The organism is Pseudarthrobacter sp. SL88 (assembly GCF_026672455.1).
Taxonomy (GTDB): Bacteria; Actinomycetota; Actinomycetes; order Actinomycetales; family Micrococcaceae; genus Arthrobacter.
Window position 1 is genome coordinate 2,755,518 of the sequence record NZ_JAPPRD010000001.1, and the last position, 17,299, is coordinate 2,772,816.

A 17,299-nucleotide genomic window follows, 5' to 3' on the forward strand; every position below is an offset into this window, starting at 1 on the left:
AAGACTTTCGGGGCTTAGAGCTGGTAGTCCACTACCAGCGGGGCGTGGTCGGAGAAGCGGGTGTCGTACGTGGCCGCGCGGTCCACGACGGCGGAGGTTGCCGAGACTGCCAGCGCCGGCGTCGCCAGGTGGTAGTCGATGCGCCAGCCGGCGTCGTTGTCAAAGGCTTTGCCCCGCCAGGACCACCAGGTGTACGGCCCATCCATCTCCCCGGACATGGTCCGGTGGACGTCGTGCCAGCCGATTTCCTCGCCCAGGAACCGGTCAAAGTAGGCGCGTTCTTCCGGCAGGAATCCGGCCTTCTTGAGGTTTCCCTTCCAGTTCCGGATGTCCAGGGGCGTGTGGGCCACGTTGAGGTCACCCACCACCAGGGCATGGTCGCTGTGCTTGGACAGCTCCGGAAGCCTGGTGCTCATGGCGTCCAGGAAACGGTACTTGTCGTCCTGCTTGGGGGTGTCCACCTCGCCGGAGTGCACGTAGGCGCTGGCCACGGTGAGCTGCACGCGCTCCCCCGAGGCATCGGTGACGCGGAAGTCGGCTTCGACCCACCGGCCGGCGGTGGCAAAGTAGTCATCGCCGATCCCGTTGCGCGTGGCGATGGGCTCTTCGCGGGAGGCGATGGCAACGCCGGCGCGGCCCCTGGCCTCGGCTTCGGCGTGGAGGATGTGCCAGCCTTCGCCCAGCAGCTGCCGGACAATGGCGTCGGGCGCACGGACTTCCTGGAGGCAGAGGATGTCCACGTCGCGCGGCTCCAGCCAGGCGGCCATGCCGTTCTTGTAGGCAGCCCGCAAACCGTTCACGTTAACGGATGCGATGCGGAGGTGGTCCTTCTTCAATGCCGAGCTCACCCGTTCCACTCTAGTCGATGATGGTTCCGGCCACGGGCTCGCCGTTGCCGGAGGACCTGATCATGTCCCGGGCGTTGGTGGCCGTGATTTCAATCGTTTCCAGGGCCCGGTTGATGGTGTCCTGGTTGGCGGCTGCACCCTTGGCGCGCTCCTCCTCCACAACGCGGATCTGCACCTGGACGATCTTGAAGGAGTGATCCAGCTTCAGGTCGCGGACCTCATCGGCCTGGCTGCGTTCGGACACCACGGTGGTTCCGCCATGGTCTGCCGCTGACTGCATCGGACCCCGGCCGGCTGCCGTGGTGAAGGCATTCTGGGCCTCACTGAGCTTCGCCCCGGCCTTCTTGGCCGCCCTCTGGATGCTGAAGACCACGAAGCAGGCGAGCGCCAGCCAGAAGAAGGCGATGACGGCCACAACCCAGCCCACGACGTCGTTCTGGTTTGCCGCGAAGATCACGGCAACGATGAACGCGGTCACCAGGACCATCAGTCCGGGGCCGCTGATGCGGAACATCGAGAAACCGCCCTTGGCGGCGTGGGGAGCTGAATTGGGGTTGCCCAGAGATTGCATGCACCTATTCTCTCAAACGGCGCGGCATGCTCAGGCCTCCTTCCACCCCCGGCGAACACCCAGGCAGGTAGCAGCAGATGTCCCTTAGACCCCTCTAAACGACATCTGCTGCTACTTGGTTGGGAGCTACTTCAGGAACAGGGCCCGCAGGCGGAGGGTGGTCAGGAGCATGCCCGCGGCGGTCATAGCCAGGTAGTAGCCGATATGCACCGCAGTGGCCGCGGAGAAGGCACCGACACTGATCTGGCGCAGCAGTTCCACGCCGTGCCACAAGGGCATGGCCTGGATGAACCACTGGATGGGTTCCGGGTAGACGCTCAGCGGGTAGAACGTCGCGCTGAACAGGAACATCGGCAGCAGGATGAAATTGATCCAGTCCATCTGCTGGAAGGTTTTCAGGAAGCTGGTGATTCCCATGCCCAGGCTCGCGAAGCCAAAGGCGATGAGCACCGAGGCCGGGACCATCAGCAGGGCCCAGGGCGAGGTGATCAGCCCCATCATTCCCATCACGGCCGTAAAGCCGGTGGCGTAGAGCATGCCGCGCAGGAGGGCCAGGAAAATCTCTCCGAGGGCAACGTCCAGCGGCCCCAGCGATGTGTACAGCATGCCCTGGTACAGCTTGGCGAAGTTCATTTTGAAGAACACGTTCCACGTGGAGTCGTACACCGCCCCGTTCATCGCGGAGACTGCCAGCAGTGCCGGGGCAATGTAGGCCGCGTAGCTGATGGCGGTGCCATCGGGACCTTCAACCGCTCCGACGATGGCTCCCAGCCCCACCCCCATGGAGACCAGGAAGAGCACCGGTTCGAAGAACCCGGACAGCATGACCAGCCAGTTGGTGCTCCTGGTGGCCATCAGCCCGCGGGCGATAACTGCCCTGGCGTTGCGGGAATACAGCGGGCCGAAGGTCCGGTCCCGGGCTGCCGCAGCCGCCGTGCCAGCCGGGCTTCCATGGTCCATGCGGGTGCTCACTGTCCCATCCTCAGGGCGAAGCGGCGGCGGGTCAGTGTCCAGCCGAGCGCCGCCAGGCCAACGAGGACGGCGAGGTGCAGGAGCGTCAGCAGCGGCGGTTCCTGGTAGCCGTAGCTGAGGACCCGTCCCAGTTCGGTACCGTGCCAGATGGGCGATATCCAGCCGATCCAGCGCACGGCCAGCGGAAGGGTGTCCAAGGGAAAGAAGGGTTCCCGAGAACAGGAACAGCGGCATCACGATGAACCGCATCACCAGGGCGAACTGGCCTTTGTCCTCGGTGATGGAGGCGGAGTAGGCCATCAGCGGCAAACCGAATGAAAGTCCTGTCAGGGTGGCCACCAGGATGGCTGCCCAGCCCCAGCCTGACGGCGAAGCGCCGAATAGTGCCACGGCGAGGAAGTAGATGGCGGACTGGAGCAGCAGGCGCAGCGTGACGGCCATGATGTGGCCGGCCGCGATCTGCCCGGGGGTCAGCGGCGACGCGTGCGGGCCATAGTAGGTGCGGCGCCACTTGAATCCGTCCATTACCGGGAAGGTGAATTCGTTGGCTGCGGTCATCACACCGGCTGACACCAGTAGCGCGGGGGCGATGAACGCAAGGTAGCTGACTCCTCCGAAGGCTGCGCCGCCCTGCCCGTCCACCAGCGTGGCCAGTCCCACCCCCATGGCGAACAGGTAGGCCACGGGCTGGCCCACGCTGTACATTACGATGGACCAGCTGTAGCCCTTCATCACGCGCAGCACCTGCTCCGCGTAGTAGAAGGCTCCCCAGCGCCGCGCCCTGGCGGCGGCGGCTTCGGGTCCGTGGGCCTGCAGGGCACGCGGTCGTACACCGCGTGCGTCAGTCAACGAGGCTCCGTCCGGTCAGCCGGAGGAACACGTCCTCCAGCGAGGACCGCCGGACCAGCGAGGTCAGCGGCCGCAGGCCGCGGTAAGCGACCTGCTCAAGGGCTGATTCGCCGTCGTCCGCGTAAATCAGTACCCGGTCCGGCAGCACCTCAAGGCGTTCGCCGATGCCGTCCAGCTCCGCCGCGATGGTGGTGTTCCGTTCGGAGCCGAAGCGCAGCTCCACCACTTCCCGGGTGGAATTCTCACGGATCAGCCGCGCCGGCGACCCTTCAGCCATGATCCGCCCCTTGTCCACCACGATCAGCCTGTCGCACAGCTGCTCGGCCTCGTCCATGTAGTGGGTGGTGAGGATCAGCGTGACGCCCTGTTCCTTGAGCCGGAACAGCCGGTCCCACAGGATGTGCCGTGCCTGCGGATCCAGCCCGGTGGTGGGCTCGTCCAGGAGCAGGATGCGGGGTTCGTTGATGAGGGACCGGGCGATGGTCAGGCGCCGCTTCATGCCGCCGGACAGGGCGTCCACCTTGGATCTGGCTTTGTCGGTCAGCTGCGCGAATTCGAGCAACTCATCGGCCTTGGGTTTCAGGTAGCTCATGGGCAGGCCGAAGTAGCGGCCGTAGACCAGGAGGTTGTCCCGGACCCTCAGTTCCTCGTCCAGGTTGTCCTGCTGGGGCACCACGCCCAGGTGCGCGCGAACCTCCGGGCCGTGCGTGTCCGGGTCCAGGCCCATGATGTCCAGCGTGCCCGAGGTGCGCCGGGTGACCCCGCCGATCATCTTCATCGCGGTCGATTTTCCGGCGCCGTTGGGGCCCAGGAGCCCGAAGGACTCCCCCGCGGGTACCGAGAAGGAAATACCGTTGACGGCCGCGAGGTCGCCGTACTTCTTGGTCAGGTTGTCGGCTGCGATGACGATGGGGCGCGACGGCGGGCTGCCGGACCGGGTGCCGGACGGCAGGAAGGCTTCGTTGTGCACCCTCCGCACACTAGTTGAGGTGCCGGGGATGTGGAAGGGCACTCGCAGTTTGGAGTTAACGGCCGACGGCGGCGCGGAACCTTTCGCTCAAAAGGTTCCGCGCCGCCGTCGTGCGCGTTTCCCGTGGCTAGCCGGCCGATTCGACCGAGCGTTCCGCGGCTTCGACCACGTTGGTCATCAGCAGCGCAACCGTCATGGGACCCACGCCGCCGGGGTTCGGCGAGATCCAGCCGGCCACCTCTGCGGCGGTGGGCTCGATGTCGCCGTGGACGCGGCTCTTGCCGGTCTCCGGATCGGTTTCCCGGGTAACGCCGACGTCCAGCAGGGCAGCGCCCGGCTTTACGTCCGCGGCCTTGACGATGTGCTTGACGCCGGCGGCGCCCACAATGACGTCCGCCTGCTTGAGCAGCTCCGACAGGTTCTTGGTGCCCGTGTGCGTCAGCGTCACCGTGGCGTTGACAGCCCGCCTGGTGAGCAGCAGTCCGATGGACCGGCCGATCGTGACGCCGCGGCCGACCACCACCACGTGCTTGCCGGAAAGGCTGTAACCGTTGCGTTCCAAGAGCTCGATGACGCCGCGGGGTGTGCACGGCAGCGGAGTGGTGATCTCTCCGCTGACGTTGAGCACCAGGCGGCCGAGGTTTGTCGGGTGGAGCCCGTCGGCGTCCTTGGCGGGGTCGATCCGCTCGAGGATGGCGTCGGTGTCCAGGTGCTTGGGCAACGGCAGCTGCACGATGTACCCGTGGCAGGCGGGGTCCGCATTGAGTTCATCAATGAGGGCCTCAACGTCGGCCTGGGTGGCGTCAGCAGGCAGCTCGCGCTGGATCGAGTTCATCCCGATCTGCACGGACTGCTTGTGCTTCATGGAGACGTACAGCTGCGAGGCGGGGTCGGCGCCCACAAGCACAGTTGCGATGCCGGGGGTAACGCCCTTGGCCTTGAGTGCGGCCACGCGTTCGGTCAGCTCGTCCTTGATGGCAGCGGCGGTGGCCTTGCCGTCCAGGATCTGTGCGGTGGTGGTTTCAGTCATTGGTTACCACTGCTCGTGCTGGGGGTAGAGCGGGAAGTCGGCGGCGAGCTTGTCGACGCGGGACTGCAAGGCTTCAACGTCGGTGCCGGTGCCTGCCTTGAGGGCGGTGGCGATAATCTCGGCGACCTCCGTGAACTCGGCGGCACCGAAGCCACGGGTAGCCAGCGCAGGCGTACCGATGCGGAGGCCGGAGGTGACCATCGGCGGGCGGGGATCGAACGGTACCGCGTTGCGGTTGACGGTGATGCCCACGGAGTGCAGGAGGTCCTCGGCCTGCTGGCCGTCCAGCTGGGAGTTGCGCAGGTCAACGAGGACCAGGTGCACATCGGTACCGCCGGTGAGGACGGAGACGCCGGCTTCCCGGCGACGTCGGACTGGTTCAGGCGGTCGGCGATGATCTTGGCGCCTTCAAGGACGCGCTCCTGGCGCTCCTTGAATTCCTGGGTACCGGCAATCTTGAAGGCCACGGCCTTCGCTGCGATGACGTGCATGAGCGGGCCGCCCTGCTGGCCCGGGAAGACGTTGGAGTTGAGCTTCTTGGCCCACTGTTCCTTGGCCAGGATCACACCCGAGCGGGGACCGGCGAGGGTCTTGTGCACGGTGGAGGTCACGACGTCGGAGTGCGGCACCGGGCTGGGGTGCAGGCCTGCTGCCACCAGGCCGGCAAAATGTGCCATGTCCGTCCAGAGCAGCGCGCCCACTTCATCGGCGATGGAGCGGAACGCTGCGAAGTCGAGGTGGCGCGGGTAGGCGGACCAACCGGCGATGATGACCTGGGGCTTCTCGGCGATGGCCTGCTCGCGGAGCTTGTCCATGTCAACGCGGAAGCTGTCTTCCTCCACCTGGTAGGCAGCCACGTTGTACAGCTTGCCGGAGAAGTTCAGCTTCATGCCGTGCGTGAGGTGGCCGCCGTGGGCCAGGGACAGGCCCAGGATCTTGTCACCCGGGGTGATCATGGCGGACAGTGCGGCGGCGTTGGCCTGCGCACCGGAGTGGGGCTGGACGTTGGCGTACTCGGCGCCGAACAGGGCCTTGACCCGGTCGATGGCCAGCTGCTCTGCGACGTCCACGTATTCGCAGCCGCCGTAGTAGCGGCGGCCCGGGTAGCCCTCGGCGTACTTGTTGGTCAGGACGGATCCCTGGGCCTCCATGACGGCGCGCGGGGCAAAGTTCTCGGAGGCAATCATTTCCAGGGTGCCGCGCTGGCGGCCAAGCTCCTGGTCCAGGACTGCCGCGATCTCGGGGTCGAGCTCGGCCAGCGGCTGGTTGCTCACTGCTGTGGTTGAGGTGGCTGTAGTAGTCACGAAAAACTCCTGGCTAGGGAAACGGGCACTGCTAAGGTCAGGCTACCGGCTGGCGCGCTCCCGCACCGCCTCGATGACAGGGCGTGAAAGCGCCCGGCATGGTGCTGCTGCGCTGGCGCAGGGCAGCCCAATTCCGGCAAAACATGACCCTCGGCCCAGGCGTACGATCCGTGGTCTTCGTGATTGCCGCTCCCTGGTGGTTAGCCACCCAACGCCAGTTGCGACGCTCCCAGCCTACCAAAACCGGCACCTGCCGCGCGGGTAGGCTATTACGCGTGAATGAAGACCAGCTGAACCAAGCCTATGTACTGACCCTGTCCTGCCCGGACCGCCCCGGAATCGTCCACGCAGTGGCCGGCGCCCTGCTGGTGGCGGGAAGCAACATCATGGATTCGCAGCAGTACGGCAGCCCGGCCACCGGCAACTTCTTCATGCGGGTGGAGGTCACCACCGCGGCTCCTGCGTCCGAACTGCGGGCAGCCCTGGAACCGGTGGCGGCGGCCTTCTCCATGCAGTGGAGCCTCAACACCGTGGGCGACAAGGTCCGGACCCTGATCATGGCCAGCACGTCAGCCCACTGCCTCAACGACCTGCTGTTCCAGCAGCGCTCCGGCACGCTGCCCATCGAGATTCCCGCCATCGTCTCCAACCACCGGGACCTGGCCGGGCTTGCCGAGTTCTACGGCATCCCGTTCCACTACATACCAGTGACGAAGGACACGAAGGAACAGGCCGAGGACAAGCTGCGCGCCCTGATTGCGGAGCACGACATCGAGCTGACCGTCCTGGCCCGCTACATGCAGATCCTCTCTGATGAGCTCTGCACCGACCTCACCGGCAAGGCCATCAACATCCACCACTCGTTCCTGCCGTCCTTCAAGGGTGCCAAGCCCTACCACCAGGCCCACGCCCGCGGCGTGAAACTGATCGGCGCCACCGCCCATTACGTCACCGCCGCCCTGGATGAGGGCCCCATCATCGAACAGGAAGTCATCCGGGTGGACCACGCCCGGACTCCCGAGCAGTTCGTGCAGATGGGCCGTGACGTCGAGGGCCGCACCCTGGTCCAGGCCGTGCAGTGGCACGCCGAGCACCGGGTCCTGCTGGACGGCAACCGGACAGTGGTCTTCAACTAAGTAGCAGCAGATGTCGTTTTGGGGCCTCAAAACGACATCTGCTGCTACCCAGTTGGGTGCAGTGGTGGCTTAGGGTGAACCCATGGCTCCCCTATACCCTTTCGGCGGTCACTCCCCCGCCGTTCACGAATCAGCGTTCATTGCCCCGTCGGCGTCCATCATCGGCAACGCAACCCTGGGCGCGGACTCCAGCGCGTTCTACGGCGTCTCGGTCCGCGCAGATACTGCCGCCATCACCGTCGGTGCCGGCAGCAATCTGCAGGACAACGTCGTGCTGCACGCCGACCCCGGCTTCCCGTGCACGGTGGGCGAACGGGTCAGCGTGGGGCATGCCGCCGTCGTCCACGGCTGCACCGTGGAGGACGACTGCCTCATCGGGATGGGCGCCACCGTCTTGAACGGCGCCGTGATCGGCGCCGGTTCGCTGGTGGCTGCCGGCGCCGTGGTGCTGGAAGGAACAGTGGTTCCGCCCCGTTCGCTGGTGGCCGGGGTGCCCGGCAAGGTGCGCCGGGAACTAACGGAGGAAGAGTTCGACGGCGTCCGCGCCAACGCGTCACGGTACGTGGAGCTCGCGGCGAAGCACCGCGAATTGCACAGTTAGTCGAGGCTAATCGGGCCGAGCTCGTCCAGCAGGTCGCCCGGGCCCGGGTTGCCGTTTGCAGAACCGCCACCCAGGTGGTTGATGACACCCCATACCGCGTTCAGGCCGGTGGTCACGGCACCTTCGGCCCAGCCCGCGGTGAAGGAGACGTCGTCGCCCGCCAGGAAGATGCCGCGCTGGGACTCGGGCAATGAGTCCTGCTTGAAGTGCGTGAAGAGCCGCTGCTGGTACCGGTACTGGCCCGGCAGGTTTGCCTTGAAGGCGCCCATGAAGTTGGGGTCGGCCTCCCAGGAGACGGTGATGGGCTGGCCCACGATGTGGCCCGCGATGTCCACACCGGGGTAGATCTGTTCCAGCGAATGCAGCATCAGCTCCACCCGCTCATCCGCGTCGAGGGCAAGCCACTTCAGCGCGTCGTCGTTCCAGGTGTACGACAGCAGGATGACGGCAGGCTGGTCCGGGCCGTTGTCCAGCAGGTACGTGGCACGGTTCAGCCGGTCCGTCAGCGTCATGGACAGGACCTCGTTCCCGGTTTCCGGATCGATGTCCTTCCAGAACGGCCGGTCCACCATGACGAAGGTCTTGGAGGACTGCATGTAATGGGAGCGTTCGATGGCCGTCCACAGCTCCGCCGGGAACAGCGCCTCCTCGGTGTGGATCCGGGTGGACAGCAGCCACGACTGGCACGTGGTCACCACTGCCGGGTAGCTGGCCTCCCGGCCCCACCGTTCGCGGACCCGCAGGTTCCCGTCCGGGTCCCGGCTGATCTTTCCCACGGCGCCGCGGGGCGAGCCGGAGTGCAGCGACGCCAAGGACGTGCCGGCGGGCCAGTGCACCAGGTCCGACGGCGCGTGCTGCCACAGTGCCTCGGGCAGACGTTGCGCTCCCCCGCGGATGAAGCGGTGCTGGTCGTCTGCGTCCGTGTAGACCACTCGCAGGATTTCCAGGATGGAGTTGGGGAAGTCGGTGTCCCAGCCGCCGGTGCCGAACCCCACCTGCCCGAAAGCCTCCCGGTGTGCGAAGCCTGCCGCCTTGAAGGAGTCACTGGCCGCGATAAAGCCGTAGAACGTCTGTTCGTCCATCAGCGGGAGCAGTGCGTTCCAGAGTTCCTTGATCCTGGCAGTGTCACGCCGGCGGATGGCATCCTGCATCTCACCGAACTTCGCACCGTCGTTGACGGCTGCCTTCCAGGCGTCTGCGACCTCGCGGAAAAACGGCGGCAGGTCGCCCGGCTTTTCCGCGTAGTGCTTCTTGCCGGCGAGTTCGATCACAGTGCTGGACGTTGCGTCGGCCAGCGGATTGGGGAAGTCCTGGGTTTCCAGCCCCAGCAGGTCCACGTAGTGGTAGAAGGCCTTGCCCGAGACGGGGAAGCGCATGCCACCCAAATCCGCCACGACGCCCGGCGCGGCGGGGAAGGCCGCGGTGCGCAGCCTGCCGCCGATTTGGTCCGCTTCGTAGACCACCGGCCGCAGCCCCAGCTTCATCAGCTCGTAGGCGGTAACCAGGCCGGAAAGCCCGGCCCCGATGACGGCGACTTCGGTGCCCAGCAGTTCATCCGGAACCGAGCCCAGCCCGCCGGGGTGGGCCAGGTAATGGTCGTAGCTGAACGGGAAGTCCGGGTTGAGCATGGTGATGGGTGCCGCTTGCTCCTCCGGATGCCGGGGAGTGTTCTCCGTCAGCGTTGATGTGCTTGACGGATCGGAGGCGGGAAGCTCGGTAGCGGTGGTCATTGGATATCTGCCTTCAGGGTTTGCTGCGTGCTGGTTTGAATGAGTCCGGGATTGTCGCCGGGGAGCCGTGGCTCAGGACTGGCGGCTGGCCGCTGGCACGTCCAGGTGTTCGCCGCCGCGGAGGGCCGCCACTTTGGAGTTCCGGCGGCCATAGCCGAAGTAGGCAGCCACCCCCACGAGCATCCAGACCCCAAAGGTGATCCACGTGTCGGCGCCGAGGTTGGCCATCAGGTAGATGCACATGATGGCGCCAAGGATCGGGGTCACGGGGAAGAACGGCACCCGGAAGGTACGTTCGAGCTCGGGCCGGGCACGGCGGAGGTAGATGACCGCCACATTTACAAGGGCGAAGGCGAACAGTGTGCCGATGCTGGTGGCGTCGGCCAGGGCGCCAAGGGGCACCAGGCCGGCAGTGAGCGCGACGGCGGTGCCGACAATCAGGGTCCCGGCAGCGGGGGTCCCGGTCCGGCGGGAGACGCGGCTGAAGACCTGTGGCACCAGGCCGTCGCGTGACATCGAGAGCAGGATCCGGGTCTGTCCGTAGAGGACCGTCAGGACGATGCTGGCGATGGCCAGCACGGCTCCTACGGCGAAGACCAGGGCGATCCACGGCTGCCCGGTAGTTTCTTCGAGGATCTTCACCAGCGCAGCCTCCGTGCCGTCGAACCATCCCCACGGCCGGGCGCCGATGGCTGCCACGGCAACCAGGACATAGATGGAGGTGACGATGAGCATGGAGAGCATGATGGCCCGGGGCAGGTCACGCTTGGGATTGCGCGCTTCCTCGCCGGCGGTGGAAGCGGCGTCAAAGCCTATGTAGGAGAAGAACACCCGGGAAGCTGCCGCGGAGACGCCCGCGGCACCCATGGGCAGGAGGGGATCGAAGTTGCCGGCGTTGAAGGCGGTGAAGGCCACGGCGCAGAAGAACAGCAGGATGCCAACTTTGACCGCCACGATGGCGGTGTTGATCCAGGCGCTTTCCTTTGCGCCGCGGACCAGCAGGACCGTGGCGAGGAGAACGATCACCACAGCCGGAACGTTAACCATGCCGCCGTCGCCCGGGGGCTGTGAGAGCGCGTCCGGAAGGACGGACCCGAAGACTGCCAGGGCCTCGTTGACGTACTGTCCGGCGCCCACAGCGACGGCGGCCACCGAGACCGCATATTCGAGTACCAGGCACCATCCGCAGATCCACGCCATGCCTTCGCCCATGGTGGCGTAGGTGTACGAGTAGCTGGAGCCTGCAACCGGCACCAGCCCTGCCATTTCCGCATAGGAGACGGCGGACAGCAACGCGGCGAGGCCCGCAATCGCAAACGAGATCCAGATTGCCGGGCCGGCCAGGGGAACGGACTCGCCCAGGATCACCAGGATGCCGGTGCCGAGGGTGGCGCCGACGGAGATCATGGTCAGTTGCAGCACGCCGAAGCTCCGCACCAGCCGGGGTCCGCCGGTGCCGGCGTCCGCTTCAGCCGCCATAAGTGCGAGGGGCTTGCGGCGGAGCAGCTGCGCGCCGAGCGAGGGGCGGCCGTCAGTGCGGTCGGTCGCCTGGCCTGGAAGTGTGGGCACAGTCATCGTTGACGTCCGTTCATGGTCGGTGGATGGTTGGATTCCCCACCCCAGCGTAGGGGTGTGAGCGGCATCTCAATGGGGTGCAAAGTGACCTATAGTGAAAGCCCATGAGACATATTGCACCAATTTCCGGCGAGACGCCCGACGCCGTTCCAGAGCAGGACGCGGTAACACTGGGCCGATTCCTCGGAAATCTGCCCGCCGGTGTCACGGTGCTCCACGATGCCGGCAACGGCGGTGCACCCCTCCGCTGGGTGGAGCCAAGTGAGCTCGGGGATCCCACCCCGTACCTCCTGGACGGCGAGTTCGTCCTCACAGCGGGGTTGCCCTTCCTTCAGGCGGGGACGGGAAGCGGGCACGGCGGCCAGGGGCGCGAGGACGCCGCCCGCACGCGGGGGCCAGGAACGGTGGATCCGGCGTTGGCTGATGACTACGTTGCCCGGTTGGTGGCTGCGGGTGTGGCCGCCCTCGGATTCGGATTGGAGCCGTACTACGATACCGTACCCGGCGAGGTGGCAGCCGCGTGCCGGCGCCGCGGCCTGACGCTGGTGGAAGTCCCGGCCAGCATCCCCTTTGCTGCGCTTGGACTGGAATTTTCCAAGCTGCTGGAATCGGGCAACGCCCAGGCGTTCCGCCAGCTGGCCGAAACGAACCGCCACCTCATGAGGGCCGTCCTCTCGGCCCGCCCGGAGCACGAACTGCTGGCGGCCCTCACGCAAAAGGTCCCCGTATGGGCAGCCCTTTTCGGGCCGGACGGAAAGGTCCGCGCCAAGGCAGGAGCCGTCGTCGAACTTTCCACTGTGCAGCCCCTGGTCAGGAAGCTTCTTGCCGGCAGCGGACCGCGGGTGGAAACCGAGGCGCTGCCCGGGAATGGCCAGGTGCTGGCCGTGGGCCACCCCCTGCGCAGCAGCAAAGACGCTACCCTCGGCGGGCTGGTCCTGGGCACCGCCACACCGCTTACGCCTGCTCAAAACAGCGTGGTCTCCTCCGTGGTGGGGCTGCTGGAGCTTCTTGTCCGGCAGCGGACCAGCGGTTCGCTGGCGCCCAGCCAGCTGGCCACGGCGGTGTTGCTGCACCCGGAGAGCCTCGCCGGCGGCAGCACCCGGCAACTGAACAGCGTCCGGGACCTTCTGGCCCAAAGCGTCTCAGGTACCCGGACGGGCCCCCTCAGGGTGGTCCAGGGTGTCCGGCTGGAGGGCGCGGTGGCGGACGGGCCGGTCCGGGAGCTGCTCCAGTGGCGGAGGCTTTTCGACACGAAGCTGGTGGAACTTACCGATTTCGGGTTCGCTGCCATCACCCGGTTGAAGGTGGATGACCAGCTGGTAGCCGAGGTGGAGCGCCTGGGCTGGGGCCTGGTGGTTGGCGGAACAGCCGAGCTCCCCAGCCTCCCTTCCGCGTACCGTAACGCAAGTGCCCTGCGCCCCCGCGTCATAGCCACCGGGCGGACGGTACGGGAAGAGGAGCAGGCATGGACGGTGGCCGGGCTGCTCGGCGGCGGAGCCGGCAGCATGCTTGCCCGCCGGCTGCTGGCACCGGTCATGGCGCTGGATCCGGAACGCAGGGACAGCCAGCTGGGGCTGCTGCGCTCCTGGCTGGGAGCGAACGGCAACTGGGACGCAACCGCCAAGGACCTGGGCCTGCACCGTAACAGTGTCCGGCGCCAGGTCAACGCCCTGGCCGCGCTGCTGGACACGGATTTCAGCCAGGCCTCTGTCCGGGCCGAGCTATGGATTGCACTTCAGTTCGTGGACTCCGTAAGCCCGCCTGGCACCTGACTGCCGCGGCAGGCCGGTGACCGGTCAGGAGCCCCAGCTGCGGTACACATCGGGGCGGCGCTCTGCCAGATAGGGCACCCCGGCCCGCTCACGGCGGGGAGCGTCCGCGTCCAGTTCGGCGTACAGCAGCACCGGCGCCTCCCCCGCCGCGGCCAGCAGTTTTCCGTCCGGGCCGGCGATGACGCTCCCGCCGAGGAAACGGCAGCCGTCTTCCACTCCGGAATGGTTCGCGTAGGCGATGGCCAGCTGGCTTTCCAGCGCACGGGCCCTGACCAAAATCTGCGGAACGTCGTCGAACCCATGCGCCAGGGCGGTTGGCACCAGGAGGAGTTCAGCGCCACCGGCGGCGGCCGCGCGCACGGCTTCGGGGAACTCCACGTCGTAGCAGATCACCATGGAGGTGGGGATCCCCTGGAAATTTACGACGCCGGGCCGTTCCGCGGCAGGAGCAAAAGCGGCACGTTCGTCCGCGCCAAAGAGATGGACCTTGCCGTAGCCAAGCAGCGTGCTGCCGTCCGTGTCCAGCAGGGTTGCACTGATCTGCCATTCCCCCTGCTGCGTGATCCGCGGCAAGCTGTAAACGAGCCCGATGCCGTGGCTGCGGGCGATGCCGGCGAGCCGCCGGTGGAGGCCAGGCAGTTCCGCGGGATCCAGGGCAGCCCGGACCCGGCGGGGGGCGTAGCCCACCGGAAAGAGCTCAGGGGTCACCAGGACTGCCGCGCCCGCAGCCGCCGCGTCCCGCGCCGCACTGTCAATCACCGCGCAGTTCGCGTCAATATCAAGAACATCGGCATTTGCCTGCAGGAGTGCCAGCAGCACTGTTTCCACCTTCTCTACTCCGGACGGGCCCACCATGGAAACCCTGATCCCAGCGTAGCCACGGCACTGGGCCGTCCTGCGGGACCATCTGCACCGCCGCTGTGGTTTGACGGGCTAATTGACCCACCGACTCCGGCCCAGGCACCAGATGACTCATGCGTTAACTTCTTGACTACAAGAGTGCAGATAGGGCAATGTTCTTAGCATGTCCGCCACCCCGCGCTCAACGAAGAGCAAGCCCAAGAACCCCGGCTCGCAATCCGCGCTGCGCCAACTGAACCAGCAGCGGATCATCGAAAGCCTCATGGGCGGACCGTCCACCCAGGCCGAACTCGCCAGGCAGACCGGACTCTCCACTGCCACCGTGTCCAACATCGTCAAAATCATGCTGGATTCGGGGCTGGCATCCACCGAACCCATTACCAGCTCCGGCCGCCGGGCCCTTAACGTCCGGCTCAACAGCAACGGTGCGGTGGCCGTAGGCATTGACTTCGGCCGGCGGCACCTGCGGGTGGTGCTGGCATCCCTGAGCTACCACGTCATTGCCGAGGAATCGGTCATGCTGCCGCTGGGCCACCAGGCCGAGGAAGGCATCCGGGCGGCGGTTGCCCTCCTCGCCAAACTCCTCGAGGAAAGCGGAACGGAACGCTCCTCGGTGGTGGGCGCCGGCGTCGGGATCCCCGGCCCCATCGACCGCCGCACCGGCACAGTGGCACAAGGCGCCATCCTGCCGGAATGGGTGGGGATCAACATCCTCCAGCACTTGGAAGACACACTGAAAATCCCCGTCTTCATTGATAACGACGCCAATCTGGGGGCATGGTCCGAGGTCACCTGGGGCCAGCACACCGGCGTCAGCAACCTCATGTTCCTGAAGATCGGATCAGGCATCGGCGCCGGGCTTATCCTCAATGGCGCACCCTATTACGGGAACGTCGGCATCACCGGCGAAATCGGCCACGCCACCATCCACGAACAGGGCCTGGTATGCCGCTGCGGCAACCGGGGCTGCCTGGAAACCATTGCGTCCACCACCACCATGATCGAACTCCTGAGCCGGGGTGAGGACCGCCCGCTGAACCCTGCGGACATCGTCCGTAAGGCGCTTAACCGCGACCCCGCCACCCTTCGCGTGGTGGATGACGCCGGACTGTCCGTGGGCCGCGCCCTGGGCAATGTGGCCAACCTGATCAACCCGGAAGTCATTGTGGTGGGAGGGCCCCTGGCAGGCCTTGGAGACCTGCTGCTGGACCCCATCAGGCGGGGCCTCGTCCGGCACGCCGTGCCCGTCATTGGCGAAACCACCACCCTCACCATGTCATCCCTGGGCGACCGGGCAGAGGCCCTCGGTGCAGCAGCACTGGTCTTCCAGCACGCGGGCATCCGGAAAATGTAGACCGTTTCGTTATCCGGTAATTGCGTTCAAGACTTGACGACAATAGCTGTGATCCAGTTTACTTTTGGATCAGACGGCCCTGCGCTTTGCCGGCCGGACAAAGAAGTCATTGCATTGGAGGGTTAGGGCCACATGACGTCCCAGACCACGCAAGCGGAGCCGATCATCCTTGAGATGCGGTCCATCACCAAAGAATTCCCCGGCGTTAAAGCCTTGGCCAACGTGAACCTGCGGGTAAAGGCAGGGGAAATCCACGCCATCTGCGGCGAAAATGGGGCCGGCAAGTCCACCCTGATGAAAGTCCTTTCGGGCGTCTACCCCTACGGCAGCTACGACGGCGACATCGTCTACCAGGGCCAGGTGCAGCAGTTCCGGGACATCCGGGCCAGCGAGCACGCCGGCATCGTGATCATCCACCAGGAACTGGCGCTGATTCCCGAGCTGTCCATCATGGAAAACATCTTCCTGGGCAACGAACCCACCAAGCGCGGCGTTATCAACTGGGCCGAAGCCCGGCTCCGGTCCCTGGACCTGCTGGCCCGCGTAGGCCTGCGCGAGGATCCGGACACGCCCATCAAGGAAATCGGCGTCGGCAAGCAGCAGCTCGTCGAAATCGCCAAGGCGCTGAACAAGTCCGTGAAGATCCTCATCCTGGACGAACCCACGGCGGCCCTGAACGAGTCCGATTCCCAGCACCTGCTGGACCTGATGAAGGGCCTGAAGGCCAAGGGCATCACCTCCATCATCATTTCCCACAAGCTCAACGAGATTGAGCAGATCGCCGATTCGATCACCATCATCCGCGACGGCAAGTCCATCGAGACGCTGAACGTGAAAGCGGACGGCGTGGACGAGGACCGGATCATCAAAGGCATGGTGGGCCGCACCCTGGAGTCCAGGTTCCCGGACCACACCCCCAAGATCGGTGAGGTCTTCTTCGAGGTGAAGGACTGGACCGTGGGCCACCCTCAGGTCCAGGACAGGCTGGTGTGCAAGAACTCCAGCTTCTTTGTCCGCCGGGGCGAGATCGTCGGTTTCGCCGGGCTGATGGGCGCGGGCCGCACCGAACTGGCCAGGTCCGTCTTCGGCCGGTCGTACGGGCGGTTCATCGACGGGCACGTCTATAAGGAGGGCAAGGAAGTCACGCTCAAGTCCGTGCGCCAGGCCATCGATGCCGGCCTGGGCTATGTGACGGAGGACCGCAAATCCCTGGGCCTGAACCTGCTGGATGACATCAAGACCACAACGGTGGCCGCCAACCTTCGCAAAATCAGCCGCCACTCCGTGGTGGATGCGAACCAGGAATTCACCGTTGCTGAGCAGTACCGCAAGTCCCTGCGCACCAAGACTCCGTCGGTGGAAGAAGGCGTGGCCAAGCTCTCCGGCGGCAACCAGCAGAAGGTGGTCCTGGCCAAATGGATGTTCACGGACCCCGACCTGCTGATCCTGGATGAACCCACCCGCGGCATCGACGTCGGTGCCAAGTACGAGATCTACGGCATCATCCAGCAACTGGCGAACCAGGGCAAGGGAGTGATTGTCATTTCCTCCGAACTCCCCGAGCTCCTGGGCCTGTCCGACCGCATCTACACCATCTTCGAAGGCACCGTCACCGGTGTCCTGGACAAAGACGAGGCCAGCCAGGAAAACCTGATGAAACTGATGACCTCCAACCCCAACCGCAAAGCCGCCTGATCCCCTGGATCACCCCAGAAACTTCCGGACC

General features: G+C 65.9%; 13 protein-coding genes, 2 pseudogenes and 1 riboswitch. Of the genes and pseudogenes, 5 read left to right on the forward strand and 10 right to left on the reverse strand.

Annotated features, from left to right (window positions below; translation table 11 throughout):
• Positions 1-14 precede the first annotated feature (14 nt).
• The 7 genes and pseudogenes from OVA06_RS12470 to glyA all read right to left on the reverse strand — a co-directional run bounded on the left by OVA06_RS12470 (position 15) and on the right by glyA (position 6,544).
• Positions 15-848 (reverse strand): exodeoxyribonuclease III, encoded by an 834-nt coding sequence (locus OVA06_RS12470; RefSeq protein WP_268158632.1) that lies wholly within the window; start codon positions 846-848, stop codon positions 15-17.
• Positions 849-858: 10 nt separating this feature from the next.
• Positions 859-1,419 (reverse strand): hypothetical protein, encoded by a 561-nt coding sequence (locus tag OVA06_RS12475; protein WP_261620759.1) that lies wholly within the window; start codon positions 1,417-1,419, stop codon positions 859-861.
• Positions 1,420-1,545: 126 nt separating this feature from the next.
• Entirely contained in the window at positions 1,546-2,379 is an 834-nt protein-coding gene (locus OVA06_RS12480; protein WP_056082385.1) for an ABC transporter permease, read from the reverse strand.
• Positions 2,380-2,387: 8 nt separating this feature from the next.
• Positions 2,388-3,240 (reverse strand): annotated as a pseudogene (locus OVA06_RS12485) (ABC transporter permease).
• A complete protein-coding gene (locus OVA06_RS12490; RefSeq protein WP_268158634.1) occupies positions 3,233-4,210 on the reverse strand; it encodes an ABC transporter ATP-binding protein in 978 nt (325 codons plus the stop codon). Before OVA06_RS12490 ends, OVA06_RS12485 begins: the two are co-directional and overlap by 8 nt.
• 127 nt (positions 4,211-4,337) lie before the next feature.
• Complete coding sequence (locus OVA06_RS12495; RefSeq protein WP_268158636.1) at positions 4,338-5,240, reverse strand: bifunctional methylenetetrahydrofolate dehydrogenase/methenyltetrahydrofolate cyclohydrolase; 903 nt, start codon at positions 5,238-5,240, stop codon at positions 4,338-4,340.
• A gap of 3 nt (positions 5,241-5,243) precedes the next feature.
• Positions 5,244-6,544, reverse strand: a pseudogene (gene glyA, locus OVA06_RS12500) (serine hydroxymethyltransferase).
• Positions 6,545-6,690: 146 nt separating this feature from the next.
• Positions 6,691-6,776, reverse strand: a riboswitch (ZMP/ZTP riboswitch).
• Between the two features lie 43 nt (positions 6,777-6,819).
• Between glyA and purU the strand changes: the two are divergent.
• Complete coding sequence (gene purU / locus OVA06_RS12505; protein ID WP_091718889.1) at positions 6,820-7,680, forward strand: formyltetrahydrofolate deformylase; 861 nt, start codon at positions 6,820-6,822, stop codon at positions 7,678-7,680.
• 82 nt (positions 7,681-7,762) lie between these two features.
• A complete protein-coding gene (locus tag OVA06_RS12510) occupies positions 7,763-8,281 on the forward strand; it encodes a gamma carbonic anhydrase family protein (RefSeq protein WP_268158641.1) in 519 nt (172 codons plus the stop codon).
• Here the strand turns inward: OVA06_RS12510 and OVA06_RS12515 are convergent.
• Positions 8,278-10,011 (reverse strand): flavin monoamine oxidase family protein, encoded by a 1,734-nt coding sequence (locus tag OVA06_RS12515; protein ID WP_261620762.1) that lies wholly within the window; start codon positions 10,009-10,011, stop codon positions 8,278-8,280. The genes OVA06_RS12510 and OVA06_RS12515 overlap by 4 nt on opposite strands.
• 72 nt (positions 10,012-10,083) lie before the next feature.
• Entirely contained in the window at positions 10,084-11,586 is a 1,503-nt protein-coding gene (locus OVA06_RS12520; RefSeq protein WP_268158643.1) for an amino acid permease, read from the reverse strand.
• A 104-nt stretch (positions 11,587-11,690) separates the two neighbouring features.
• Between OVA06_RS12520 and OVA06_RS12525 the strand changes: the two genes are divergently transcribed.
• The gene (locus tag OVA06_RS12525; protein ID WP_268158645.1) at positions 11,691-13,358 is read left to right on the forward strand and encodes a PucR family transcriptional regulator; all 1,668 of its coding nucleotides are present in this window, start codon (positions 11,691-11,693) and stop codon (positions 13,356-13,358) included.
• 24 nt (positions 13,359-13,382) lie between these two features.
• Here the strand turns inward: OVA06_RS12525 and OVA06_RS12530 are convergent, their stop codons facing one another.
• Positions 13,383-14,213, reverse strand: coding sequence for a nitrilase-related carbon-nitrogen hydrolase (locus tag OVA06_RS12530; protein ID WP_056082085.1), 831 nt, complete (start codon positions 14,211-14,213; stop codon positions 13,383-13,385).
• Positions 14,214-14,382: 169 nt separating this feature from the next.
• Here OVA06_RS12530 and OVA06_RS12535 point away from each other — a divergent pair, with 169 nt between their 5' ends.
• A complete protein-coding gene (locus tag OVA06_RS12535; protein ID WP_056082089.1) occupies positions 14,383-15,573 on the forward strand; it encodes an ROK family transcriptional regulator in 1,191 nt (396 codons plus the stop codon).
• A gap of 132 nt (positions 15,574-15,705) precedes the next feature.
• Complete coding sequence (gene mmsA / locus OVA06_RS12540; RefSeq protein WP_261620766.1) at positions 15,706-17,268, forward strand: multiple monosaccharide ABC transporter ATP-binding protein; 1,563 nt, start codon at positions 15,706-15,708, stop codon at positions 17,266-17,268.
• Positions 17,269-17,299: the final 31 nt, after the last annotated feature.